General features: G+C 65.2%; 20 protein-coding genes. 11 read left to right on the top strand and 9 right to left on the bottom strand.

Going from position 1 to position 23,784, the window contains the following annotated elements; genetic code table 11:
- Window positions 1-54 precede the first annotated feature (54 nt).
- The 3 genes from metH to FPZ54_RS08350 all read left to right on the top strand — a co-directional run bounded on the left by metH (window position 55) and on the right by FPZ54_RS08350 (window position 4,054).
- Window positions 55-2,658: a methionine synthase gene (gene metH / locus FPZ54_RS08360; RefSeq protein WP_145849643.1), complete on the top strand. Its 2,604-nt coding sequence runs from the start codon at window positions 55-57 to the stop codon at window positions 2,656-2,658.
- A 198-nt stretch (window positions 2,659-2,856) separates the two neighbouring features.
- Window positions 2,857-3,063, top strand: coding sequence for a hypothetical protein (locus FPZ54_RS08355; protein ID WP_145846369.1), 207 nt, complete (start codon window positions 2,857-2,859; stop codon window positions 3,061-3,063).
- Entirely contained in the window at window positions 3,050-4,054 is a 1,005-nt protein-coding gene (locus tag FPZ54_RS08350) for a hypothetical protein (protein ID WP_145846367.1), read from the top strand. Before FPZ54_RS08355 ends, FPZ54_RS08350 begins: the two co-directional genes overlap by 14 nt.
- Window positions 4,055-4,105: 51 nt before the next feature.
- On the opposite strand, the gene arsB is transcribed toward FPZ54_RS08350, so the two are convergent.
- The 6 genes from arsB to FPZ54_RS08320 form a co-directional block, all read right to left on the bottom strand.
- Window positions 4,106-5,155, bottom strand: a complete 1,050-nt coding sequence (arsB, locus tag FPZ54_RS08345; protein WP_145846365.1) for an ACR3 family arsenite efflux transporter — start codon at window positions 5,153-5,155, stop codon at window positions 4,106-4,108.
- Window positions 5,156-5,165: 10 nt separating this feature from the next.
- Window positions 5,166-5,600, bottom strand: coding sequence for an arsenate reductase (glutaredoxin) (arsC, locus tag FPZ54_RS08340; RefSeq protein WP_145846364.1), 435 nt, complete (start codon window positions 5,598-5,600; stop codon window positions 5,166-5,168).
- Window positions 5,601-5,610: 10 nt separating this feature from the next.
- A complete protein-coding gene (locus FPZ54_RS08335; protein ID WP_145846363.1) occupies window positions 5,611-6,081 on the bottom strand; it encodes an ArsI/CadI family heavy metal resistance metalloenzyme in 471 nt (156 codons plus the stop codon).
- Window positions 6,078-6,416 (bottom strand): ArsR/SmtB family transcription factor, encoded by a 339-nt coding sequence (locus tag FPZ54_RS08330; RefSeq protein ID WP_145846361.1) that lies wholly within the window; start codon window positions 6,414-6,416, stop codon window positions 6,078-6,080. Before FPZ54_RS08330 ends, FPZ54_RS08335 begins: the two co-directional genes overlap by 4 nt.
- A gap of 68 nt (window positions 6,417-6,484) precedes the next feature.
- Window positions 6,485-8,284 (bottom strand): SLC13 family permease, encoded by a 1,800-nt coding sequence (locus FPZ54_RS08325; RefSeq protein WP_186456965.1) that lies wholly within the window; start codon window positions 8,282-8,284, stop codon window positions 6,485-6,487.
- Between the two features lie 46 nt (window positions 8,285-8,330).
- Window positions 8,331-9,944, bottom strand: a complete 1,614-nt coding sequence (locus FPZ54_RS08320; protein ID WP_145846357.1) for an NAD(P)/FAD-dependent oxidoreductase — start codon at window positions 9,942-9,944, stop codon at window positions 8,331-8,333.
- Between the two features lie 242 nt (window positions 9,945-10,186).
- Between FPZ54_RS08320 and FPZ54_RS08315 the strand changes: the two genes are divergently transcribed.
- The 5 genes from FPZ54_RS08315 (at window position 10,187) to FPZ54_RS08295 (ending at window position 15,692) form a co-directional block, all read left to right on the top strand.
- A complete protein-coding gene (locus FPZ54_RS08315; RefSeq protein WP_145846355.1) occupies window positions 10,187-11,785 on the top strand; it encodes an MFS transporter in 1,599 nt (532 codons plus the stop codon).
- Between the two features lie 35 nt (window positions 11,786-11,820).
- Window positions 11,821-12,858 (top strand): alanine racemase, encoded by a 1,038-nt coding sequence (gene alr / locus FPZ54_RS08310; protein ID WP_145846354.1) that lies wholly within the window; start codon window positions 11,821-11,823, stop codon window positions 12,856-12,858.
- Between the two features lie 75 nt (window positions 12,859-12,933).
- Window positions 12,934-13,344, top strand: a complete 411-nt coding sequence (locus FPZ54_RS08305) for a hypothetical protein (RefSeq protein WP_145846353.1) — start codon at window positions 12,934-12,936, stop codon at window positions 13,342-13,344.
- A gap of 71 nt (window positions 13,345-13,415) precedes the next feature.
- Complete coding sequence (locus tag FPZ54_RS08300) at window positions 13,416-13,820, top strand: hypothetical protein (protein WP_145846351.1); 405 nt, start codon at window positions 13,416-13,418, stop codon at window positions 13,818-13,820.
- Between the two features lie 60 nt (window positions 13,821-13,880).
- A complete protein-coding gene (locus FPZ54_RS08295) occupies window positions 13,881-15,692 on the top strand; it encodes a putative 2OG-Fe(II) oxygenase (protein ID WP_145846350.1) in 1,812 nt (603 codons plus the stop codon).
- Window positions 15,693-15,802: 110 nt separating this feature from the next.
- Here the strand turns inward: FPZ54_RS08295 and FPZ54_RS08290 are convergent, their stop codons facing one another.
- Window positions 15,803-18,898: a TonB-dependent receptor plug domain-containing protein gene (locus FPZ54_RS08290; RefSeq protein WP_186456964.1), complete on the bottom strand. Its 3,096-nt coding sequence runs from the start codon at window positions 18,896-18,898 to the stop codon at window positions 15,803-15,805.
- Between the two features lie 101 nt (window positions 18,899-18,999).
- On the opposite strand from FPZ54_RS08290, the gene FPZ54_RS08285 reads away from it, so the two are divergent.
- A complete protein-coding gene (locus FPZ54_RS08285; RefSeq protein WP_186456963.1) occupies window positions 19,000-19,521 on the top strand; it encodes a hypothetical protein in 522 nt (173 codons plus the stop codon).
- A gap of 36 nt (window positions 19,522-19,557) precedes the next feature.
- On the opposite strand, the gene FPZ54_RS08280 is transcribed toward FPZ54_RS08285, so the two are convergent.
- Both FPZ54_RS08280 and FPZ54_RS08275 read right to left on the bottom strand, forming a co-directional pair.
- The gene (locus FPZ54_RS08280; RefSeq protein ID WP_145846346.1) at window positions 19,558-20,730 is read right to left on the bottom strand and encodes an acetyl-CoA C-acetyltransferase; all 1,173 of its coding nucleotides are present in this window, start codon (window positions 20,728-20,730) and stop codon (window positions 19,558-19,560) included.
- A gap of 30 nt (window positions 20,731-20,760) precedes the next feature.
- Window positions 20,761-21,822: an alpha/beta fold hydrolase gene (locus tag FPZ54_RS08275; RefSeq protein ID WP_145846344.1), complete on the bottom strand. Its 1,062-nt coding sequence runs from the start codon at window positions 21,820-21,822 to the stop codon at window positions 20,761-20,763.
- A gap of 23 nt (window positions 21,823-21,845) precedes the next feature.
- Here FPZ54_RS08275 and phaR point away from each other — a divergent pair, with 23 nt between their 5' ends.
- Together phaR and FPZ54_RS08265 are read left to right on the top strand one after the other, a co-directional pair.
- Window positions 21,846-22,409, top strand: a complete 564-nt coding sequence (gene phaR / locus FPZ54_RS08270) for a polyhydroxyalkanoate synthesis repressor PhaR (RefSeq protein ID WP_145846342.1) — start codon at window positions 21,846-21,848, stop codon at window positions 22,407-22,409.
- Between the two features lie 38 nt (window positions 22,410-22,447).
- Window positions 22,448-23,746, top strand: coding sequence for a metal-dependent hydrolase family protein (locus tag FPZ54_RS08265; RefSeq protein ID WP_145846341.1), 1,299 nt, complete (start codon window positions 22,448-22,450; stop codon window positions 23,744-23,746).
- The last annotated feature ends 38 nt before the right edge of the window (window positions 23,747-23,784 follow it).

Below are 23,784 nucleotides of genomic sequence, written 5' to 3'. Positions count from 1 at the left end.
CCCCTCTCCCCGACCCTCTCCCCTGAAGGGGAGAGGGAGACAGAAGAAGAAATGATGACCACCACCTCCACCTCCACCGCCTTCGTCAATATCGGCGAGCGCACCAACGTCACCGGATCGGCCAGGTTCAAGAAGCTGATCATGGCCGGCGACTATAGCGCCGCGGTCGAGGTTGCGCGGCAGCAGGTCGAGAATGGCGCGCAGGTGATCGACGTCAACATGGACGAAGGCCTGCTCGACGCGCATGAGGCGATGACCACCTTCCTGAAGCTGATCGCGGCCGAGCCGGACATCGCGCGCGTGCCGGTGATGATCGACAGCTCAAAATGGGACGTGATCGAGGCGGGGCTGAAGTGCGTTTCGGGCAAGCCGATCGTCAATTCGATCAGCATGAAGGAGGGGGTTCCCCAATTCCTGGAACATGCGCGCAAGTGCATGGCCTATGGCGCGGCGGTGGTGGTGATGGCGTTCGACCAGGTCGGGCAGGCCGACACCAAAGAACGCAAGGTCGAGATTTGCGAGCGCGCCTACACGGAACTGATGGCCATCGGCTTTCCGCCCGAGGACATTATCTTCGACGCCAACGTCTTCGCGGTCGCGACGGGGATCGAGGAGCATAACAATTACGGCGTCGACTTCATCGAGGCGGTGAAGGAGATCAAGGCGCGCTGCCCGCATGTCCATTTCTCGGGCGGCCTGTCCAACCTGTCGTTCAGCTTTCGCGGCAATGAGCCGGTGCGGCGCGCGATGCACAGCGTGTTCCTGTACCATGCGATTCCCGCCGGGCTGGACATGGCGATCGTCAATGCCGGGCAGCTCGACGTCTATGACGCGATCGACCCCGAATTGCGGACGGCGTGCGAGGACGTGATCCTCAACCGCGATCCCGAGGCAGGCGACCGGCTGGTCGCGCTGGCCGAGCGGTTTCGCGGCACCGATGCGGTGGCAGAGAAGCAGGCGGCGGAGTGGCGCGGCTGGGTGGTCGAAAAGCGGCTCGAACATGCGCTGGTCAAGGGCATCGACCAATATGTGGTCGAGGATACCGAAGAGTGCCGCCTGAAGGCCGCCAAGCCGATCGACGTGATCGAAGGGCCGCTGATGGACGGGATGAACGTCGTCGGCGACCTGTTCGGATCGGGCAAGATGTTCCTGCCGCAGGTGGTGAAGAGCGCACGCGTGATGAAGAAGGCGGTCGCGCACCTGCTCCCCTATATCGAGGCGGCGAAGGAGCCGGGCGCGAAGGGCAAGGGCAAGGTCATCATGGCGACCGTCAAGGGCGACGTGCATGACATCGGCAAGAACATCGTCGGCGTGGTCCTGCAGTGCAATGGCTTCGAGGTGGTCGATCTGGGCGTCATGGTCCCCTGGTCGAAGATCCTTGAGGCGGCGAACGAGAATGACGCCGATATGATCGGCCTGTCGGGCCTCATCACCCCGTCACTGGACGAGATGGTCACCGTCGCCGAGGAGATGAAGCGGGCGAAGATGACGATGCCGCTGCTAATCGGCGGCGCGACCACGTCGAAGGTCCACACCGCGCTGCGCATCGCCCCTGCCTATGACGGCCCGGTCGTCCATGTCCTCGATGCGAGCCGCGCGGTGGGCGTGGCGACGACATTGGTGAGCGAGACGATCCGGGACGATTATGTCGCCAAGGTCGCCGAAGACTATGAGGCGGTCCGCGTCGCACGCGCCAATAAGGGGCAGAGCGAGCTGGTGCCGCTCGAGACCGCGCGTGCCAATGCGTTCGAGGCGGATATGAGCCTGAAGCCCGGGCGCCCGCGTATGCCCGGCGTCCACAGCTTCCCCGACTGGGACCTCAAGGACCTGCGCCAGTATATCGACTGGACGCCGTTTTTCCGCGCCTGGGAGTTGGCGGGAAATTATCCCGCGATCCTCGAGGACAAGGTGGTCGGCGAGAGCGCGACCAGCCTGTTCGCCGATGCGCAGAAGATGCTCGACCGCATCATCGACGAGCGCTGGCTGACCGCGCGCGGCGTCGCCGGGCTGTGGCCGTGCCGTCGTCAGGGCGACGACATCATCGTCCATGTCGAGGATGAACAGCATGTCACGCTGCCGATGCTGCGCCAGCAGATCCAGAAGCGCGAGGGGCGGGCGAATATGTGCCTGGCCGATTTCATCGACCGGCAGGGCGACTGGATCGGTGGGTTCGCGGTGTCGATCCACGGCATCGAGCCGCATCTCGCCCGGTTCAAGGCGGCGATCGACGATTATTCGGACATTTTGCTGAAGGCGCTGGCCGACCGTCTGGCCGAAGCCTTTGCCGAGCGGCTGCACCATTTCGTGCGCACGGCCTTGTGGGGCTATGCCGAGGGCGAGCAGCTGACCAACGAGGCGCTGATCAAGGAACAATATCGCGGCATCCGCCCGGCGCCCGGCTATCCCGCCTGCCCCGAGCACAGCCTGAAGCCGATCCTGTTCGAGATGCTCGACGCGCACAAGAAGACGGGCATCACCCTCACGGAAAGTTTCGCGATGCTGCCGACGGCGGCGGTCAGCGGCTTTTACTTCGGCCACCCGCAGGCCGAGTATTTCGGCGTGGCGCGGGTGGGCCGCGACCAGCTCGAGGAATATGCGCAGCGGCGCGGGGTAAGCGTCGAGCAGGCGGAGCGGTGGCTGCGGCCGAATCTGGATTGAGCTGCGATCCCCCCAACTATACTCGCCAATATCCGAAGCGTAGCTTTTCACGCTTGCTTCACGAATGTTTGCCGATTGTTTCCCTTACCAATCGATACAGATCGAACCCGACGAAAGTCGACCTGACTTTCAGACGACAATCGGGGACGGTTCATGGCAGTAACAACAAGAGAAGTAATTTGCTACGCGATTGACCAGATGCGTGGCAACAGCCCGCCCAAGACGGCGTCGTCGCCCGACGAGACGCCGATCGGCACCTGGCTTGGTCCGGTGGAAACCAGGCGGCTGGAGCGCCTCGTCAACGAATTGCGCGGCACCAAGGGAAAGAAGGGCCTCAAAAAGGGGACGATCACTACGGCGACGACGCTTGGCAGAACGGTGGAGTATGTCGATGTCGATGCATAAGTTGATCGCGCGCACGCTCCTCGTCGGCATGGCCGCGACGATCGTGCCTTCGCTCGCTCAGGCCCAGAGTGCCGAACTCAAGCTGACCGAGGGGAAATCTCCGGCCAAGCTTCCCGGCGCTTCCCCGGCTTATGTGAGCTATCGCGCGGATTTCGAGGGCGAGGACAGTATCAACGTTCAGGTCAATGCGGACGTAAGCTGGACCTTGACGTCGGCGATCGGGTCGCGCGACCTGGCGTTGGGACCCGTCCTCGTCTGGAATCGCAACTCGGCGCCAAAGAGCAAACAGGATAATCTGGAGCTTGGCGGAAAGCTGGATCTGATCGACTCGATTTCCTGCCTGCGCCACCCGTCCAGGGGCGGGGACGGCAAGCCGTGCGGGCTGGACTTCACCGCGCTGGTCGAAGTCGGATACGCGCGGACTGCGGCATATCCCGTGCTGGACAGCGCGGTTTGTGTCGCAACCCCCGCGGCACGACAGTGCGGCATCCAGCACAAGGAAAGCCTGCGAACCAGTCTCGTCATCGGCCTTACACACCCCGATTTCGAGGCGATGGTCCATGCCGATGGCAAGCCGCGATTTGCCTATTCGCTGGCACCGATCATCGGCCTCTCGCATGATGAGCTGTCGGAGAACACGATCGATACCAAGACGGGTATCGTAGCCCGGGGAGGGTATACGTCGGGTCTGTTGGGCATGGTTGCGACGATCAGCCCGAGCTTCATCGACCCCGCCGTCGAGCTCAAACTGTCGGCACAGATCCGTCAGAGATTGGCGGCCTCGGCGACCCGTCGCCCTGGCATCGAGCGGTCGGCCGAATTGTTCACCGCCGAACTCAACTGGTATTTCCTGCGGCCGGTTCTGGAGGGCGGCAAGCGCGGCACCGGCTGGTATGCCGGCATGGGGCTGACCTACACCAACGGTAGCGATCCGCTGGTCGGCAAGGATGAGCATACGCTGTTGCTAGCATTGCGGGTCGGTCGTTTTTAGCGCACTGCCCACCCATTGGCGGTCGGCAGGTCGCGCCGGCCGCCGATCACTTCAAGTCGCCGGAAAACTTCCCCGGGTACGGTTGGCGAAGGCGACGAGGCTGAGCATCACCGGCACCTCGACCAGTACGCCGACCACGGTTGCGAGCGCGGCGCCACTCGACAGACCGAACAGGCCGATCGCGACCGCCACCGCCAGCTCGAAAAAGTTCGAGGTGCCGATCAGCGCGCACGGGGCGGCGATGTTGTGGGGGACGCGCCATGCCTTGGCCGCCGCATAGGCGATGGCGAAGATCGCATAGGACTGGATCAGGATCGGCACCGCGATCAGCGCGATCAGCAGCGGGTTGGCGACGATCGTCTGCGCCTGGAACGCGAAGAGCAGCACGACGGTGGCGAGCAGGCCGATGATCGACCAGGGTTTGAGCCGCGCGGTGAAGGCATCGACTGCCGCCGCATCGCCGCCATGCGTGGCGATCACCCGGCGGCGGGTGAGCGCGCCCGCGACAAGCGGGATGACGACATAGAGGGCGACGGAGAGCAACAGCGTCTCCCACGGCACGACGATGTCAGTGACGCCCAGCAGCAGGGCGACGATCGGCGCGAAGGCGACGATCATGACGAGGTCGTTCACCGACACCTGCACCAACGTATAGGCGGGGTCGCCTTTCGTCATCTGCGCCCACACAAACACCATTGCGGTGCAGGGCGCGGCGCCGAGCAGGATCAGCCCGGCGATGTACTGCTGGCCCAGGTCGCGGGGGATCAGATCGGCATAGATCCAGTCGAAGAACAGGAGCGCGAGCGCGGCCATGGTGAAGGGCTTGATCAGCCAGTTGACGACCAGGGTGATGACCAGCCCCTTGGGCTTGTGCCCGACATCGCGGATGCTGGCGAAATCCACTCCGACCATCATCGGATAGATCATCGCCCAGACGAGCACCGCGACGACGAGATTGACCGAGGCGAATTCCAGTTCCGCAAGCGTCGTTGTGACGCCGGGTGCGATCAGGCCGAGGGCGAGCCCGGCAAGGATCGCCAGGGCGACCCAGAGTGAAAGCCAGCGCTCGAACAGGCCGAGCGGGGAGGTTTGGGGCTGCATGATGATCCTGTCAGGCGATGCGGGTGCCGGTTGTGTCGACGACCTGCTCGCCATCTTCCTTGGCGAAGGCGCCGCGCTGGGCGGTGGGGAGCAGGTCAAGCACCGCTTCGGACGGGCGGCACAGCCCCACACCGAGCGGGGAGATGACGATCGGGCGATTGATGAGCAAAGGATGCGCCGTCATTGCGTCGAGCAACGCGTCATCGGACAGCGTCGCATCGTCGAGGCCGAGCTCGGCGTAAGGCGTGCTCTTTTCACGCAGCCAGTCGCGCGGGGTGGCCCCGGCGCGGGCGAGCAGTTCGACCAGAAGCGCGCGGCTGGGCGGCGTCTTCAGATATTCGACCACATGCGGCTCGATTCCGGCATTGCGGATCATCGCCAGCGCGTTGCGCGACGTGCCGCAGTCCGGGTTGTGGTAGATGACGATATCGACCGGCCCTGACATCGCGTGATCCTCAGCAACAGGCAGCTTTGGGCGCCGGGGCAAGCTGAGGGGCGCAGCAGGCGTCGGCGCGCGCAGTGTCCGACAGCGCGGAGAGGGCCGGAGAATCGCCATAGACGGTCGCCTCGCCTTCGGTCAGGAACGCTTCCCACACGACGCCGTCGGGATCGGCGATCCAGCTCTTTTCCGATTTGGCGTAGCAGCATGTGGTCGCGCCTTCCTCCATAACGGGGCGGTCGGCGGCCTTGAGGCGGCTATAGACCTCGACCAGCTCATCCCCATGCTCGACCTGGATGCCGAGATGCTCGATGCCCGTCGCGGCATGGTTGCCGCTGGAGATGGCGAAATTGACGCGTGGATCGTCGAGCATCCATTTGGCGTAATCGGGCTTGGCGACGCTCGGCTGCGCGCCGAACAGGGTGGAGTAAAAGGCGATCGAGCGATCGAGATCGGTCACGCCGACATGGACATGCATCCGCTTCATGCGGTTTTCCTTTCGGGCTGAATGGACGGCGCCGCACACTCCGCGCCGCCGCAGCAATTTTCCATGAGATAGCCGAGCAGAGCGTTCATCGCGCCATAATCGGCGGCATAGATCAGCGACCGGCCCCGCCGCGTCTGGCTGACCAGCCCTGCACGATTGAGATGGCCGAGATGGAAAGAGAGCGACGAGGCCGGGATGCCGAGCGTGTCGGCGATGGCACCTGCGGGAAGCCCGTCAGGCCCGGCCTGAACCAGCAGGCGGAACAGGGCGAGGCGATGCTCCTGCGCCAGTGCGGAGAGGGCGGCCACGGCCTGGGTGTCGCGATTCGTTTCCATAATTGTGGAAATATCGAATGATCTTGCGATCGGCAAGAGCCGTTTCGAGACTCGTCGAAGGATGGAGCTCAGCCGATCAGATAGTGGATCGCAACGCAGGTGGAGACGCCGACGCTCAAATTCATCGGGATGCCGATCTTCAGAAAGTCGGAAAACCGATAGTCGGCGGCGGCATAGACCATGGTGTTGGTCTGATAGCCGATCGGCGTCGCGAAGCTGGCCGAGGCTGCGAACATGACCGCGAAGATCAGCGTGCGGGGATCCTGCCCGGTCGCCTGGGCCAGCCCGATGGCGATCGGCGTCATCAGCACCGCGACCGCATTGTTGGTCACCGTTTCGGTGAGCAACGACGTCAGGAAATAGAGCACCAACAGCACGCCGAGCGGGGAGAGCATCGTCAGCCAGGGCGACACAGCGTCCACGATCAGCTGAACCGTGCCGATCCGTTCGAGACCGCTGCCGATGCCCAGCATCGCGAAGATCAAGACCAGGACGCTGCCGTCGATCGACCGCCACGCCTCGTCCGGGTCGATGCAGCCAGTCAGCAGGACGATCCCGACACCGATCAGCGCCAGCGTCATCACCGGTGCGACTTCCAGCGCGGCCAACAGAACCACCGCCCCGAGCGTCAGCAACGCGATCGGGGCGCGGCGGCGGCGAAAGGCACGGACGGCGCTGGTATCTTCGGTGATGAGGTTGGTATTCTCGCGCAAGGCAGCGGCGGCGTCCTGTCCTGCGGCGACAAGCAAATTGTCGGCGGCGCGCAACCGGACCGATCCCAGGTCGGGCCCGGGCAGGTGGCGCGGCCGACCGATGCCGAGGATGCGGGCGGGCAGGTTCGAGAGGAAAGGAATGTCGCGCAGATGGCGGCCCAGCGTCGGGTGCGACGGCGCAACCGTGAGGCCGATCAGGCGCACGTCATCCGCCCGCTCGTCCGAGGCGAGCTTGATCGGCGCGCCGACATTCTGAAGGCCCACGATCACGTCATGGCTGCGCGCGAGACCATCCAGCTCGTCTGCGGTACTCGACACGACCAGCCGATCGCCGGACAGCAGGACCGTGTCGGCCTCGGGCGAGCGCAGATGCGATCCCGCGCGAACGATCGAAATCAGCTTGATGCCGCCGCGCCGCAGGAAACCGAGATCGGCGACCGTTGACGCACGGGTCAGCAGGTCTTCGGTCAAGTCCAGCTCGGTCAGATACCTTAGCTGGTTGCGCTCGGAAATGTCGTTATCGGGTCGCGACGGGAGCAGGTGGCGGCCCAGCAGCAACAGCGTGAACGCGCCGACGGCCATCGTGACCAGCCCGACGCCGGTCATCTCGAAGATGCCGAAACCAGCCTGACCGTTCGCCTGCGCGACGCCATCGACCAGGAGATTGGTCGATGTGCCGATCAGCGTCAGCGTCCCGCCGAGAATGGAGAGATAGGATAGCGGGATCAGCAGCCGCGTGGCCGGAATGTTGACCGCGCGCGCCAGCCGGCGGACCAGCGGAATCAGCACGATCACCACCGGCGTATTGTTGATGAATGCCGGCGCCACTCCGGCACCGGTCAGCAACTCCGCAACGGTGCGGCGGGGGTGATTGGCGGCGCGGCGCACCAATGCGCTCGCCACCGCCTCGATGATCCCTGTCCGCACCAGCGCGCCGGACAGGACGAAGAACGCAGCGATGGTGATGGGGGCGGAATTGGCGAAGGAGGCGGTAATCTGAGGCGTGGTGAGCCAACCGAGCGCGATCATCACGCCCGCGCCGAAGACCGCGATCGTCACCGGCGGCAGTCGTTCAGTCGCAAAGGCGGTGAACAAGGCGAAGAGAAAGATCAGGCCGATGGCCGGTTGATAGGTGGCGAAGAGAGCCGCGATCATGTCCGTCAATTCGGTTCGGCCCTTGCGGTTGGCGTCTCGGCCTGCGTCAACGTGGCGCGACGATAGCGTGCGCGACCGCTTCTGCCACCTTGATTCCGTCGATCGCGGCGGAAAGGATGCCGCCGGCATAGCCCGCGCCTTCACCCGCAGGGAACAGGCCCGGCGTGTTGAGGCTCTGAAGGTCGGTCCCGCGCGTGATGCGGACCGGGCTGGAGGTGCGCGTCTCGACCCCGGTCATGATCGCGTCTGGATGGTCGTAATTGGCGATACGTCGGCCGAAGACGGGTAGCGCTTCGCGGAATGCGTCGGTCACGAAGGGCGGAAGACATTGCGAGAGATCGGTCGGAGTGACCCCCGGCTTGTAGCTGGGGATCACTTCGCCGATCGCGGTGGAGGGGCGGCCGGCGAGCAGGTCGCCGACACGCTGGACCGGGGCATTGTAGCTGGAGCCGCCCGTGACATAGGCAAGGTCTTCGAACTGCCGCTGAAGCGCGATACCCGCGAGCGGGCCGTCGGGATAATCGCGCGCGGGGTCGATCGCGACGACGAGGCCGGAATTAGCGTTGAATTCGGCGCGTGAATATTGGCTCATGCCATTGGTGACGACGCGCCCTTCCTCGCTGGTCGCGGCGACGACGCGGCCGCCCGGGCACATGCAGAAGCTGTACACGCTGCGCCCGTTAGCGGCGTGGTGGACCAGGCTATAGGCGGCGGGGCCGAGATCGGGGTGTTTCGCGCACTTGCCGAAGCGGGCGGTGTCGATCCATGCCTGGGGATGTTCGATGCGGACGCCGATGGCAAAGGGCTTGGCCTCGACATGGACGCCGCGACGGTGGAGCATTTCGAAGGTCGGGCGGGCGCTGTGGCCGACCGCGAGCACGACCTGATCGGTTTCGAGAAAGCCGCCGTCATGCAGGTGCAGGCCGCGAATGGCGCGGTCCGCGTCCAGTTCGATATCGTCGACGCGGGTTTGCCAGCGATATTCGCCGCCGAGATCCTCGATCGTCGCGCGCAGGCTTTCGACCATCGTGACCAGGCGGAAGGTGCCGATATGCGGATGCGCTTCCCAGAGGATGTCGTCGGGCGCGCCGGCCTTGACGAACTCCTCCAGCACCTTGCGGCCAAGGAAGCGGGGGTCCTTGACCCGGCAATAGAGCTTGCCGTCGGAAAAGGTGCCCGCGCCGCCCTCACCGAACTGGACGTTGCTGTCGGGGTTGAGCTGCGACCGGCGCCACAGGCCCCAGGTGTCCTTGGTCCGCTCGCGCACGACCTTGCCGCGGTCGAGGATGATCGGCTTGAACCCCATTTGCGCGAGGATCAGCCCGGCGAACAGGCCACAGGGACCGGCGCCGATCACGACCGGGCGCTTCCCCGACCAGGCGAGCGGAGCGGTGACGGGCGGGCGGTAGGTCATGTCCGGGGTCGGGCGGACGTCCTTGTCCCCGGCGAAGCGCGCGAGGGTGGCGGCTTCATCGGCGAGGTCGAGGTCGAAGGTGTAGACCAGCTGGATCGCGGTACGACGGCGCGCGTCGTTCCCGCGCTTGAACAGCGTCCAGCCGAGCAAATCCGCGCGCACGATGCCGAGCCGGTCGCAGATCGCGGCGGGGATCGCTTCGGGCGCGTGGTTCAGCGGGAGGGACAGGCCGGAGAGACGGAGCATAGCGGGGCGCTTTAGGGGGGAATGGTGCGGTTTTAAATCCTCCCCTGTAAGGGGAGGTGGCAGCGCGAAGCGCTGACGGAGGGGTGTCGCCGGTTGTTAGGTCACGCGCACTTTGAAACGGGGACACCCCTCCACCACCGCTTCGCGGCGGTCCCCCTCCCCTTGCAGGGGAGGATTTTGGGTGCTTGCCGCCCCCTCCCAACCCGCTAAACCTTTGCCTCAAAGGGATTGGGGGATTCTGGATGGCGAGCATAGCGGACGAGGGCGTCGTACAGCGCGAGCCGAGCAAAGCGGAGATGCGGCAGGTGGTGACCGCCTCCTCGCTCGGCACCGTGTTCGAATGGTATGATTTCTTCATCTACGGGACGCTCGCCGCATCGGGGATTATCGGACGGACCTTCTTCGCCGCATCATCACCGGTCATGGAGGCGCTGTACGCCTGGGCGGGGTTTGCGGTCGGGTTCGGCTTCCGTCCGCTCGGCGCGGTGCTGTTCGGTTATCTGGGCGACAAGCTCGGGCGCAAATACACCTTCCTTGTCACCATCACGCTGATGGGCGTCGCGACGGCGGGGGTCGGACTGGTCCCGTCCTATGCCTCGATCGGGGCGGCGGCGCCGATCATCGTCATCGGGCTGCGCATCCTTCAGGGACTTGCGCTGGGCGGCGAATATGGCGGCGCGGCGATCTATGTCGCGGAGCATTCGCCGCCGGGGCGTGCGGGCTATCACACCAGTTTCATTCAGGCGAGCGTGTCGGCAGGCTTCATCCTGAGCCTCGCGGTGGTGCTGACGACCCGATTTGCGATGCCCGAGAGCGCGTTCGACGCATGGGGCTGGCGGCTGCCCTTCCTCTTCTCGATCGCGTTGCTGGCGATCTCGCTCTATATGCGCCTCAAACTGTCCGAGAGTCCGGTCTTCCGGGCGATGAAGGCGTCGGGCGAGGTGGCGCGCAATCCGCTCAAGGAAAGCTTCACCTATCCCGGCAATCTGCGCCGACTGTTCGTGGCGCTGTTCGGCATCGCGGCGGGGCTGACGGTGATCTGGTACACAGCGACCTTTTCGGTTCTCTCCTTCCTGCAGGGGCCGATGCGGGTCGAGGCGGTCACCGCGCAGCTGCTGGCGGCGGGGGGCGCGGCGGCGGGGCTGTTCTGGTTCATCCTGTTCGGCAAATTGTCCGACCGGATCGGACGCAAGAAGCCGATCATCATCGGCTATGGCTTCACCTTGCTGATGCTGTTCCCGCTGTTCTGGGCGATGGGTCACGCCGCCAATCCGGGTCTGGCGGAGGCGGCGAAGCGGTCGCCGGTGGTCGTCTCCGGCCCCGACTGCGCCTATGATCCCTTTGCCGCGCGGCAGGCGACGACATGCGGCCAGTTGATGGACTATCTGTCGAAAAAGGGCATTCCCTACAGCCAGGCGGTGACCCCCTCGGCGTCGGTGGCGATCGGCAGCATTCCGGTCGTGTCGAACACGGCGGTCGATATCGATGCGGCGCTCGCCGATTCGGGCTATTCGCTGGAGCGGGTGACGCCAGGAGCGGTCGATCTGATATTGATCCTGATCGCGATCGTCGCGCTGGCGGCGCTGTCCGGAGCGACATACGGCCCGGTTGCAGCCTTGCTGACCGAGCTGTTCCCGCCGCGCATCCGTTATAGCTCGATGTCGATTCCCTATCATATCGGGACGGGCTATTTTGGCGGATTCCTGCCGCTCATCAGTCAATATATGGTCGCGAAGAGCGGCGATCCCTATTCGGGGCTGTGGTACACCTGGATCGTCGTCGCGATGGCGCTGGTGGTGACGGTGTTTCTGCTCAAGGAACGCGATCTGGTTCACGCGTGATTGCGGGAATCGCGGGGCGATCCTAGGCGGGGGATATGATCCCTTCGCCCCTTCGCCTGCGCCTCGACTCCGACGCTCTGACCGCCAACTGGCGCACGCTGGCCGCGATGAGCGGATCGGCGGCGTGCGGCGCGGCGGTGAAGGCCGATGGCTATGGGCTGGGCGCACGCGACGTGGTGCGCCGGCTGGCCGGGGCAGGGTGCCGCGACTTCTTTGTCGCGACCTGGCGCGAGGCGCTGGCGCTTGCGGAGGAGGATGTCGCCGTCTCGGTCCTGCACGGGGTGCGCGACGCGGATCTGCCGGCGGCGTTGGCGGCGCGCAATGTCCGACCGGTACTGAGCAGTGTGCAGCAGATACGCCGCTGGCGCGAGGCGGGCGGGGGCGCGTGCGACGTGATGGTGGATACCGGCATGAACCGGCTCGGCATCCGGCCTGAAGATGTCGCGGCGGGGCTGCTCGACGGCCTCGGGATCGAAACGCTGATGAGCCATCTTGCCAGTGCCGATGAGGATGTCCCGCTCAACGCGCTTCAGTGCGAGCGATTTGCGGCGCTGCGCGGGCGGACGGGAGCGCGACGGATGAGTCTCGCCAATTCCGCCGGGATCGGCCTGGGTGCCGACTATGCGTTCGATCTGACGCGGCCAGGCATCGCGCTTTATGGCGGCGTGCCGAGCCCGGCCTTTGAAGGCCGGATCGCGCAGGTGGTGACGCCGCAGGCGCAAATCCTTCAGCGGCGGCTGGTCCCGGCGGGGCAGGGCGTTGGCTATAACCTCACCTGGACGGCGACGGCGGACACCGAGATCGCGATCCTGAACCTGGGCTATGCAGACGGCTATCTGCGCTGTTTTTCGGGCAGGGGGCTGGCGCGTTCCGCCGACGGGGTCGCGCTGCCGGTCGTCGGGCGTGTGTCGATGGACCTGACCGCGATCGATGTCGGCGCCGCACCCGATCTGGCAGAAGGGGATTGGGTCACGATCGCCTATGACCTGCCCGCTACCTCCGCAGTGTCGGGCCTGTCGCAATATGAGCTGATTACCGGATTGGGCGCGCGGTTCGACCGGATCTGGGATTAGATCCCGAAACGGTTCAGCGTTGTGAAAGGCGCGCTGTGGCACCATCTTGGACAAGACAGGAGTGGAGTGAACCCCATGCGTAAAATGCTTGTAGCCGCCGCTCTCGCCGCTCTGACCCTTCCGGGCGTGGCGTCGGCCGATGAAAAACCAAATCCGAAGGGCGAGGCCGAACTGGCCAAGATGCTGGAGGGGCGTGTGGCCGGAAAGCCGGTCAAGTGCCTGCCCACCTATTCGATGGACAACAGCACGATCATCGACGGCACCGCGATCGTCTATCGCAGTGGCAGCAAGCTGTATGTCAACCGCCCGCGCTCGGGCGCATACAGCCTGGACGATGACGATATCCTGCTGACCAAAATCTATGGCAGCCAGCTGTGCAACATCGACAAGGTCGACCTTCTCGACCGCACGTCGCGCATGTGGAACGGCTTTGTCGTTCTGGGTGACTTTGTGCCGTATGAAAAGGTGCGCACCAGCGCGCGTTGAGCGACCGCCTTCGGGCGCTCTGGCGTGGCCTGACATCTGCCCCGCTCGATATGCAACAGGGAGTGACTCATATGCGTAAGATGCTTGTAGCGGCCGCCCTTTCCGCCATCGTTCTGCCGGGCATGGCAGCGGCAGATCAGGAACCGGCCCTCGACGGTGAGGCCAAGCTTGCGATCCTCGTCGATGGACTGGTCGAGCGGGAGCCGGTGAGCTGCCTGGCGACCCCTGCCATGGCTTCGGTTGTGGAGGGCACCGCGATCGTGTTCCGGCGTGGCAATAAGCTTTACGTGAACCGCCCACGGTCGGGCACTGAGAGCCTGGGCACCGATACGAGCCTGTACCGCAAGGTCTATGGTTCGCAGCTGTGCAGCGGTCAGGCGCTTGAACTGGCCGACAATGTCGCCGGCACGCCGGCTGGCTATGTCCGTCTCGGCGATTTCGTCCCCTATGAGCAGGTCCGCACCAGCGCGCGCTGACGGCCAGGGGTAATTTCGGATGCGTTGACCCGACGGAGTGAACGGGCGAGGATCAGGGTTATGATCCCGCCCGCGCTCGCATCCGAACTCCAGTCAATTCACACGAACGTCCAGCGCGGTGAGGTGGTGGCTGCGCGTACGGCGATCGCGCCTCTTCTTTCGAGCCATGCGGGTGACGCGACGGTCGTTCAGCTGGCCGCGATGGTCGAGCGGGCCGCTGGCAATCTGGAGGGCGCACGCGATGTCTTGCGCCGTGGAATCGCTGCCGGCGCCTTTACGCCGCAGCTTGGCAACGTCCTTGGCAATATCCTGCGCGACCTGAAGGAGGATGCCGACGCCGACGCGGCCTATGCCAACGCGATTTCCGCCGATCCCGCCTATGTCGATCCCTATATCAATCGTGGGCAACTGGCGGCGAGCCGCGGCGATTATGACGCCGCGATCGAATGGCTGCGCGCGGCGTGCAGGATCGCGCCGCGATCGGCGCTGGCCCATGTCAGCCTGGGCAATACGCTGCGGCAGCGGGGCGATCACGCCGAGGCCGTGGCAATGCTGCGCAAGGCGCAAGCGATCGACCCGGCGCGGGCGGCCACATCCTTGCATCTGGGAGTCGCGCTGAATGCCGCAGGAGACCCGCGCGGCGCCCTCATCGCTTATGATAACGCGCGCTCGGCTGGTCTCAACAGCCCGGAACTGGCGAATAATCGCGCGGCGGCACTGATCGAACTGGGCGATGTCGACGGCGCATTGGCGCTGCTGGACGGGCTGACCGTCTCTGCGCCCGCCTATATGACGGGTCATCATGCACGGGCGCGGCTGATATGGGAGTTCGGCATCGATCGCGATCCGTTCGAGAGTTTCGCCGCGCTCGCGAGGTCCTATCCGCGCGAAGCAACGGTCTGGGAGAGCTGGTGCGCGGCGCTGAACGGGTTTCGCCAGTATCGCGATGCCGCGCAGGTCGCGGCGCGCGGTATCGCGGCGACGGGGGGAACGCCGACGCTGCATCTGGCGCGCGCAATGGCCCATAGCGAGGAGGGCCAGCTTGACGAGGCCGACGCAGCATTCGCGGCGGCGCAGGGCGCGTGGGGCGGGCATTCGGACTATCGTGTCGCGCTGGCCCGGCATCTGTTGCGCCGCCGCGATCCGGCGCGCGCGGCGGGGGAGGCGCAGGCGTGCTGCGATGCCGATCCCGCCAATCAGCTGGCCTGGGCCTATCTGGGGACGGCGTGGCGGCTGCTGGACGACCCGCGCGAGCGATGGCTGCACGACTATGAGCGGCACGTCGCGCTGATCCAGCTGGCGCCCGATACCGGCGAGGCAGCTGAATTTGCGGCGCGCATGGCGGCTGTCCTGCGGCGTATGCACATTACCCGTCACCATCCCGCGGACCAGACGCTGCGCAACGGGACGCAGACGGCGGGGGCGTTGTTCACGCGCCCGGAACCCGAAATCGCCGAATTGAAGGCGATGATCGGACGCGCGGTCGGCCGCTATATCGACGGCCTGCCCGATGATGCCGGGCATCCGATGCTGAACCGCAAGTCCGCAGATTTCCGTTTCTCCGGCTCCTGGTCGGTGCGGTTGCGCCGCTCGGGCTATCATATCAACCATGTCCATTCCGAAGGCTGGATCAGCTCGGCCTGCTATTTTGCGCTGCCGCCGCATGATCCGGCCGATGGGGCCGATGCCGGGGCGCTTCAGCTGGGCGCTCCGCCGGACGAGTTGGAACTCGATCTTGCGCCACGCCGCATCATCACACCCCAGGTCGGCGCTTTGGCGCTGTTCCCGTCGTCGATGTGGCACGGAACCTTGCCCTTTGCCGGAGATGCGGAGCGGCTGACGGTTGCTTTCGACGTCGTTCCCGCGCGCTGAGGCGCCGCCCTTTCCCGCATTCGAGCGCTATTTGGCACCCGCTGTGCCGGACGCAAAAAAGACGGCGGGGATTTCTCCCCGCCGTCCGTAGTTCGACTTGATCGAAACGATCAGAGCTTGATCTTCGCCTGGAAGGTGAAGTTCCGGCCCAGCGCGTAGGCGTCGTAGAAGTTGATGTTGGTGTTGGCCTGCTCGAAATAGCCGCCCGCAGTCTGCGGCGGGAACTTGTCGAGCAGGTTGTTCACGATGCCCGTGATCTCGAAATTGTCGGTGACCGCATAGCGGAGCGACAGGTTCACGAGATGCAGATCGGGGATGCGACCGCGTGCATCGTCGAAGTAGCCCGAGAAGGTGCCACCGGTATAGTCCTGACGACCGCCCTGACGCCACACATAGCGCACCTGACCGGTGAACCGGTCGTTGCGATAGCCGACCGTCGCGGTGTTGGCCCAGCGGAACGTCACGCCGCCGAGACCGCCTTCGGCCGTGTCGGCATATTCGGTGCCGCCGATGTCGTACGTGTCGACATAGGTGGTCAGGTTGCTGATGAAGACGCGCGCGCCGTCACCCACCGGAACCGACCAGTCGAAACCAACGTCGACACCAGCCGTGGTCAGCGGGGTCGGGCTGTTCAGACGACCGACGTTGACCGCCGTCACCTGACCCGTTGCCGGGTCGCGAGTGATGTTGGCGCACGCCGAAGCGATCGACTGGCTGTAGCACTGGTTCAGGTAGAACTGCGGCGACTGGCCAGCGATGCGGTTGGTCAGTTCGATGTTGTAATAGTCGATCGTCAGGTTGAGCTGACCACCCAGAACACGACCCGGCGAGATCACCGCGCCGATCGTCCAGGTTTCAGCCTTTTCCTCGGTCAGCGTCGGATCGCCGAACGAGAAGCCCTGTGCCTGCGAGTTGATCTGGGCGAAGCCAGGCAGCGCACCGGCGGGAACGCCGAAGGCTGCGCAGTTCGCTTCCTCGGTGGCATCACGGGTTGCGCCCGCGTTGCAGGGATCGACATAGCTGTAGAAGCCCTGGTCACCGTTCTGGAACAGCTCGAACACGTTCGGTGCGCGTGCCGCACGGTTGTACGTACCGCGGAAGCGAACTTCCTTGATCGGCGCGAACTCCGCTTCGGCCTTCCAGTTGAACAGGCCGCCAATCGACGAATAGTCGGAATAGCGGGCACCGGCACCGATCGCGAGGAGATCCGGGAAGCCATCGCCGCCGAGGATCGGCAGACGAACTTCGCCGTAGAACTCCTTCACGTTGATCGAGCCGCTGATCGACTGAGCAGCGTTGAAGCCGTAGATGTTACCGCTCGCCATGTTGGCATCGACGACGGTCGCGCCGGTGTCCTTGCGGTATTCCGCACCAACCGCGACGCCGGCCGCACCACCCGGAAGCTCGAAGAGCTCGCCGGCCAGGTTGACCGCAGCGCGGACCTGCTCGAACGTTTCCTGGCTCTGGGTGTCGACCTGGACGAAGTTGACCATCGTCGGCGTCAGGGTGTTCTGACCGAAGATGTCGATCGGCACGCAGCCCGGCAGCGAACCGGTCGGGCAGCCAGCGAGACCCTGGGCCACCGCGGTGCGGTTGATGTTGCCGATGCCGCGAATGGCGTTATCGACGCGACCGAAGCTGGCGATTGCATTGAGGTTCCAGCCACCGCCCAGATCATGCTCCACGATGCCGCGGATGTTGAACGAGTTGGTCTTGAAACGACCGTCACGCGGGCCGGTTTCGGTGAAACGACGGTTGATCGTGAATGGTGCCGTCGGGTCCGGACGGGTCGCCAGAGCCGCAGCCAGATCGGCCGGGATCAGCGGCGAGTTGTACGGCACGGAGATGCCCGTCGCAGGCGTCGGCGCCAGGTTGACCTGCTGGTTTGCCTGGGTGAACGAGCTGTAGAAGCGGAACATCGTGTCATCGCCCAGCTCATAGCTGCCGAGCGCCGAGAAGTTCAGGCGATCATAGGGCGTGATCAGATAGTTCGCCGGGGCATAGTTGTAGCGCGACGAGCCATAAGCACGCTCCGGGCCATCACCTACGGTGCAGGCGCCGCTGCCGAAGGTCGGCGAGAGCTGACCTGCCGCGTTGAACGTCAGCGTCGAGGTCGAACGGGTGCAGCCTGCCGGGGTGTTGCCTGCGGCGAAGCCCGGATAGGTGTTCAGGATCGCCGAGTTGAACGGGTTGGTCGAGGTATTGGTGGTAATCGTTCCCCAAGCCGGGGTCGCCGAACCACCGCCCGCGACGATCGTCATCGTTGCGGCGTTGTATTCACTTGCGTCGTCGATGATAATCGTTTCGCCGCGCGAGCTGTCATAGACGAGAGCGCCAGCAACGCGCGAGTAATCGAAGCGGCTCTGGCTCACCGCGTCGCGATCGAAATACGACGCGTACAGCGTGATGTTGCCCTTGCCGTCGGCGAAGTTGCCGCCGAACATGCCCGAGATCGAGTGGTTGAAGCCAACGCCTTCTTCGGAAACGTTGGTCTGCGCGGTCAGCTCCATGCCCTCGTAATCGTCACGAAGGATGAAGTTGACGACGCCCGCGATCGCGTCCGAACCGTAAACGGCCGATGCGCCGCCGGTCACAACGTCGACACGCTGGATCAGGCCGACCGGGATCTGCGAGATGTCGGTGACGCCGGTGGTGGTCGAAGCCGGGAGACGCTCACCATTCAGCAGGATGAGCGTGCGACCCGGGCCAAGGCCACGCAGGTCGAGGGTGGCGAAGTTCTCACCGCCCGAGTTGTTCGACACGCGGGTGTTGCCCGGAATGACCTGCGGCAGTTCGTTGACGAGGTTTTCGAGCGTCTGCGTACCGGTCAGAGCGATCTGCTCGGCCGAAACGGTGGTGACGGGGCTGGGCGCTTCCAGATCGGGGCGCGCAATGCGGGTGCCGGTGATGGTGACGGTGGTGGGCGCATCTTCTTCTTGCGCGCCGTCCGTTACCTGCGCGAACGCAGGAGCCGCCGCCATCGACGCGCCGATCAGCAGCGTCGATGCCATCAGGCGAGTGCGGAAAACAGATTTCATAGGTTTTAAACCCCCTAAGACAGACCGTGGATTGGTCATGCGGTTGGCCCAGCTACCGGTTGCCCGGCTGCGGACGCTGCGGGGAGTTGTAAGTTGCGGTTCATCTTTGCCGCAATGCGATAAGCACCCTGTCATGGATTTTCGTATCCGGTGTGACAAATTCGACACATATTCGAAACATTGGCTTTGGGGTGGCGGTCCGTGCCGGAGCGTGGCAGCCTGTCCCCCATCCAGAATCGGCTGAATATGGTCGAACAGGGAGGGAGTTCGTGATGCGCCTGATCCTATTGGCAACGGCAATCGGAAGCGTGGCGGCCACCGCCAGCGCGCAGGAGGGTAAGCCCTCCGCATTGGTCGAAGACGTGACCAAATGCCGGGCGATTACCGATGCGGCGGCGCGACTCGCCTGCTTTGATTCGGCCGTCGCTGCACTGCAAGAGGCGCGCGACAAGAAGGAGATCGTCGTGGTCACGCGGGAGTCGGTGCGCGACACGCGGCGACGCCTGTTCGGGATATCGATCCCCAAGATCAAGCTGTTCGGTGGCGACGACGATGAGGAGGAGCGCGAGGAGATCAAGGAGATCACCGCCAAAATCGATCGTGCGTGGCGCAGCGGCTACGACCGCTGGACGATCAAGCTGGAGGACGGATCGACCTGGCAGACGCTGGAGAACTTCCCTTCGGCCGAACCAAAGACGGGCGATACAATCACGATACGCCGCGCGGCGCTGGGCAGTTTCATGGGATCGGTCAACGGACTGCGGTCCGCGCGGATCAAGCGGATCGACTGATCGGGCGCGCGACCGGACCGCGCGCCCGCCAAGGCATTACCGCTCCACGCACATGGCGATGCCCATGCCGCCGCCGATGCACAGAGTCGCGAGTCCCTTTTTGGCGTCGCGGCGCTGCATTTCGTAGAGGAGCGTCGTCAGCACGCGCGCGCCGCTCGCGCCGATCGGGTGGCCGATGGCGATCGCGCCGCCATTGACGTTGACCTTGTCGGGGTCGAGGCCGAGTTCCTTGCCGACCGACAGCGCCTGCGCCGCAAAGGCTTCGTTCGCCTCGATCAGATCGAGATCGGCGATGCTCCATCCCGCCTTGGCGAGTGCCTTCTTTGTCGCGGGGACGGGGCCGATGCCCATGATCGAGGGATCGACGCCTGCAGTTGCCCAGCTCTTGATCGTGGCCAGGATCGGTGCGCCGCGCTTTTCGGCTTCCTCTCGGCTCATCACCACGAGCGCAGCGGCGCCATCATTGATGCCCGAGGCGTTGGCGGCGGTGACGGTGCCGTCCTTCTTGAACGCGGGGCGCAGGCCGCTGACACCGTCGAGCGTGGCGCCCGCGCGGATATATTCGTCCTGGTCGACGACCGTCTCGCCCTTGCGGGTCTTGAGCGTGACCGGGGCGATCTCGTCCTTGAACTTGCCGTCGGCGCGCGCCTGTTCGGCGAGATTCTGCGAGCGGACGGCGAATTCATCCTGCTCGCCGCGGGTCACCTGATATTGTTCGGCCAGATTCTCGGCGGTGATGCCCATGTGATAGCCGTTGAACACGTCGGTCAGGCCGTCCTTGATCATCGTATCGACCAGCGCGACATCGCCCATCTTGGCGCCCGCGCGCAGCGTCTGCGCATGGGCCGACATCGACATCGATTCCTGCCCGCCCGCGACGACGATGGTCGCGTCACCGGTCTGGATCGCCTGCGCCGCGAGCGCGACGGCGCGGAGGCCCGATCCGCAGACCTGGTTGACGCCCCATGCGGGAACTTCCTCGGGGACGCCCGCCGCCATCGATGCCTGGCGCGCGGGGTTCTGGCCCTGCGCGGCGGTGAGCACCTGGCCGAGGATCACTTCGGAAACCTCATCGCCCTTCACGCCCGCCTGTGCGAGCGCGGCTTCGATCGCGATGCGGCCCAGCTCGTGCGCGGGGGTCGATGCGAACGCGCCGAGGAAGCTGCCGACGGGGGTGCGCTTGGCGGCGACGATCACGGCTTCGGTCATGGAATAGCTCCTGCTGGGGTCCTTTGCGGGCTATCTAGGGGCAGGAAGCGCGGTTAGCCAGTCCGCAAGCGGTTGCCAGAGAGACTGGCGGGCCGAGGAGCCGACCATCATGCCGACATGGCCGAGCCGAAGCTCGCGTCGGTCGGCAAGCCCGGCGGCGCTGGTGGCGGGAACGATCCGGTCGGTGAGCGAGACGAACTCGACCGTCGGGCAGGGCAGGGCGTGCGGGTCGACGATCGTTCCGGCAACCCGCCAGCGTGCCTGCCCAGGCAGATCGGTCGCGAAGAAATCGTCGAAGATCTGGCGCCCTGCGGCATAGGTGAGCGGCGCGCCCGCATTCGCCCAATCCTCCATCGCGACGAAGGTTCTGGCAGCTGGGCTGGCCGGGTCGAGCCGTCCGAAGCGCTCGTACTTGGCGATGGTGCGGCCCGGGTCGAGCTGCCAGAAGCCGGTCTGGAGCACCTCCATCGGGACCAGCCCGAGCCGGTCGCAGCTATCGTGCGCGGCGTGCCAGAGTGAATCGATCCGCTCAAGCGCTTCCGGCGAGAAGCCGGAGAACCGCCAGGGCGTCGCGATCATCGCGAGGCCGCGCACCGGCACGGCGCTTGCCGCTGCAGCAGCAAAGGTGCCGCCGAGGCAATAGCCGACCAGCGCCACCGGCTCGCCGATGCTGCGGAGCAAGGGGATCAGCATCTCCTCGATATGCTGCGCCGCGTCCTGCGCGCGGTCGGCGGGGGTGGGCGTGCCCCAGTCGACCAGCAATGGCCGGACTCCGCGCCGCGACATCCAGCGCAGCAGCGAGCGGCGATAGCGCATGTCGAGGATCATCGGCGGATTGATGAGCGAGGGGACGAATATCGCCGGAGTTCCGGTACCGCCATAATCGCGCAGCACCGCCCGCCCGGCCTGAGCGACGACCGGCATCGGCTTGCGCGGACGGGGGCGGCGCGCGGCCTGATAGGCGGCGAGCCCTGCCAGCGCGGCGGCGCGGCGATCGGGCGATTGTGCGGTCTCGCTGCGCAGCAATTCCAGAAACAGCGGCAGCGGGCGCGGTCCGTGTTGCGATGCGGCAAGGAAAGGTGTTAGGGACATATCAGACACCTTTGGGGGCCAGCATGAAGAAGACCGCGAATACCGACGGCCCGGTCATCATCAAGAAATACGCGAACCGGCGACTCTACAACACCGAAACCTCGTCCTACATCACGCTCGACCATCTCGCCGCGATGACGCGCGAAGGGCGCGACTTCAAGGTCATCGATGCCAAGAGCGAGGAGGACATCACCCACAACGTCCTGACGCAGATCATCATGGAAGAGGAAGCGCGCGGCCAGACATTGCTGCCGGTGAACTTCCTGCGCCAGCTCATCGCGCTCTATGGCGACAGTATGCAGGCGATGGTCCCCGGCTATCTCGAAGCGTCGATGGAGAGCTTTCGCCGCAATCAGGAGCAGTTCAAGACTGCAGTCGAAGGCGCATTCGCCAATTCGCCCTTTGCCGAGATCGCCAAGCGCAACATGCAGATGTTCGAAGCGGCGGCCGAGGCGTTCAAGCCTGGCGCGGCACCGGTCGGGACCGCGCCCGGTACGGCGGCTCCCGAAAAGAGCAAGGATGACGAGATCGCGGCGCTGAAGGCGCAGCTTTCGGCGCTCAAGGATCAGGTCGACAAGCTCGGCTGAGCTGCATAGCTTTCTCCTTCGCAATGAAGGGGAACAGCATGAAATCCTGGGCCGCACTCGCCGCCGCCAGCCTGCTCGCGGGGTCTGCACTCGCACAAACGTCTGCGTCGGTGGACCGCTACATCCATGCCGGGTCGCTGCTCGACCGGCCGGGACAGGCGCCGCGCGGGGCCAGCACCATCGCGGTCAAGGACGGCACGATCATCGGCGTCTATGACGGTCATGTCATGCCCCTGGGCCAGGCGCCGGTGATCGATCTCAAGGACAAGACGGTGCTGCCCGGGCTGATCGACAGCCATGTCCATCTGGGTTCGGATCGCGCGGGGCAGGAAGGGCTGCTGGCCGGGTTCACCGAGAGCAAGGAACTCGGCGCTTACGAGGCGCTGTGGAACGCGCACAAGACGCTGATGGCGGGATTCACCACTGTCCGGAACCTGGGCGACGACGGCGCGACGCTGGCGCTGCGTGAGGCGATTGCGCGCGGCTGGGCGGTGGGGCCGCGCATCGTCGATGCGGGGCGGTCGATCTCGACGACCTCGGGCCATATGGACCGGCGGCTGGGGGTGGTCGAGGACCTGCACGCCGCGATCAATACCGAGAATTTGTGCGACGGCCCGGCGGAATGCCGCAAGGCGGTGCGCAATCAGGTCGCGCGTGGGGTCGATGTCATCAAGATTGCGACCACGGGCGGCGTCAACAGCCGGATCGGCGCGGGCCTGGGCAAACAGATGTTCGACGACGAGGCGCAGGCGATCGTCGAGACCGCACGCCTCTATGGCAAGAAGGTCGCGGTCCATGCCCATGGCGCCGACGGCGTCGCGCTGGCGCTGAAGATGGGCGCGGATTCGATCGAGCATGGCACGCTGATGGACGATGCGACGATCGCACAGTTCGCCAGGAGCCGCGCCTATTATGTCCCGACCCTGTCGACCGTGAACGGCTATCTGGAGCGGATCGCCAAGGATCCGAACGCCTATCCGCCCGCGGTGCGCGCGAAGATCGACTGGCGCATCTCGATCACCGGCAAGGCGCTGGAAAAAGCGGTTCCGGCGGGGGTCAAGGTCGCATTCGGCACCGATGCCGGCGTATCGAAGCACGGTCGCAATGCCGATGAGTTCGAGCTGATGGTCAAGCACGGGATGACCCCGATGCAGGCGATCGTCGCCGCCACGACCAACGCCGCCGATCTGCTGGGGCTGGCCAAGGACGTCGGCAGCATCGAGCCCGGCAAGAGCGCCGATATTATCGCCGTCAGCGGCGATCCGCTGAAGGACGTGCGCGTGCTGAAATCGGTCGGTTTCGTGATGCGCGCCGGGGTGGTGCACAAGGGCGGCTGACCGATCGAATGACCGCCCGAGGTCCAGCGCGTCATGAT

The organism is Sphingomonas suaedae (assembly GCF_007833215.1).
Taxonomy (GTDB): Bacteria; Pseudomonadota; Alphaproteobacteria; order Sphingomonadales; family Sphingomonadaceae; genus Sphingomonas; species Sphingomonas suaedae.
Note: the sequence above shows the minus strand (reverse complement) of the source record. Positions and strands in the feature narration are given on the sequence as shown.

Excerpts from the sequence above, each read along its gene's own strand:
- metH (WP_145849643.1), top strand. The coding sequence starts at position 55 with ATGACCACCACCTCCACCTCCACCGCCTTCGTCAATATCGGCGAGCGC.
- FPZ54_RS08355 (WP_145846369.1), top strand. The coding sequence starts at position 2,857 with ATGCGTGGCAACAGCCCGCCCAAGACGGCGTCGTCGCCCGACGAGACG.
- FPZ54_RS08350 (WP_145846367.1), top strand. The coding sequence starts at position 3,050 with ATGTCGATGCATAAGTTGATCGCGCGCACGCTCCTCGTCGGCATGGCC.
- arsB (WP_145846365.1), bottom strand. The coding sequence starts at position 5,155 with ATGCAGCCCCAAACCTCCCCGCTCGGCCTGTTCGAGCGCTGGCTTTCA.
- arsC (WP_145846364.1), bottom strand. The coding sequence starts at position 5,600 with ATGTCAGGGCCGGTCGATATCGTCATCTACCACAACCCGGACTGCGGC.
- FPZ54_RS08335 (WP_145846363.1), bottom strand. The coding sequence starts at position 6,081 with ATGAAGCGGATGCATGTCCATGTCGGCGTGACCGATCTCGATCGCTCG.
- FPZ54_RS08330 (WP_145846361.1), bottom strand. The coding sequence starts at position 6,416 with ATGGAAACGAATCGCGACACCCAGGCCGTGGCCGCCCTCTCCGCACTG.
- FPZ54_RS08325 (WP_186456965.1), bottom strand. The coding sequence starts at position 8,284 with ATGATCGCGGCTCTCTTCGCCACCTATCAACCGGCCATCGGCCTGATC.
- FPZ54_RS08320 (WP_145846357.1), bottom strand. The coding sequence starts at position 9,944 with ATGCTCCGTCTCTCCGGCCTGTCCCTCCCGCTGAACCACGCGCCCGAA.
- FPZ54_RS08315 (WP_145846355.1), top strand. The coding sequence starts at position 10,187 with ATGGCGAGCATAGCGGACGAGGGCGTCGTACAGCGCGAGCCGAGCAAA.
- alr (WP_145846354.1), top strand. The coding sequence starts at position 11,821 with ATGATCCCTTCGCCCCTTCGCCTGCGCCTCGACTCCGACGCTCTGACC.
- FPZ54_RS08305 (WP_145846353.1), top strand. The coding sequence starts at position 12,934 with ATGCGTAAAATGCTTGTAGCCGCCGCTCTCGCCGCTCTGACCCTTCCG.
- FPZ54_RS08300 (WP_145846351.1), top strand. The coding sequence starts at position 13,416 with ATGCGTAAGATGCTTGTAGCGGCCGCCCTTTCCGCCATCGTTCTGCCG.
- FPZ54_RS08295 (WP_145846350.1), top strand. The coding sequence starts at position 13,881 with ATGATCCCGCCCGCGCTCGCATCCGAACTCCAGTCAATTCACACGAAC.
- FPZ54_RS08280 (WP_145846346.1), bottom strand. The coding sequence starts at position 20,730 with ATGACCGAAGCCGTGATCGTCGCCGCCAAGCGCACCCCCGTCGGCAGC.
- FPZ54_RS08275 (WP_145846344.1), bottom strand. The coding sequence starts at position 21,822 with ATGTCCCTAACACCTTTCCTTGCCGCATCGCAACACGGACCGCGCCCG.
- phaR (WP_145846342.1), top strand. The coding sequence starts at position 21,846 with ATGAAGAAGACCGCGAATACCGACGGCCCGGTCATCATCAAGAAATAC.
- FPZ54_RS08265 (WP_145846341.1), top strand. The coding sequence starts at position 22,448 with ATGAAATCCTGGGCCGCACTCGCCGCCGCCAGCCTGCTCGCGGGGTCT.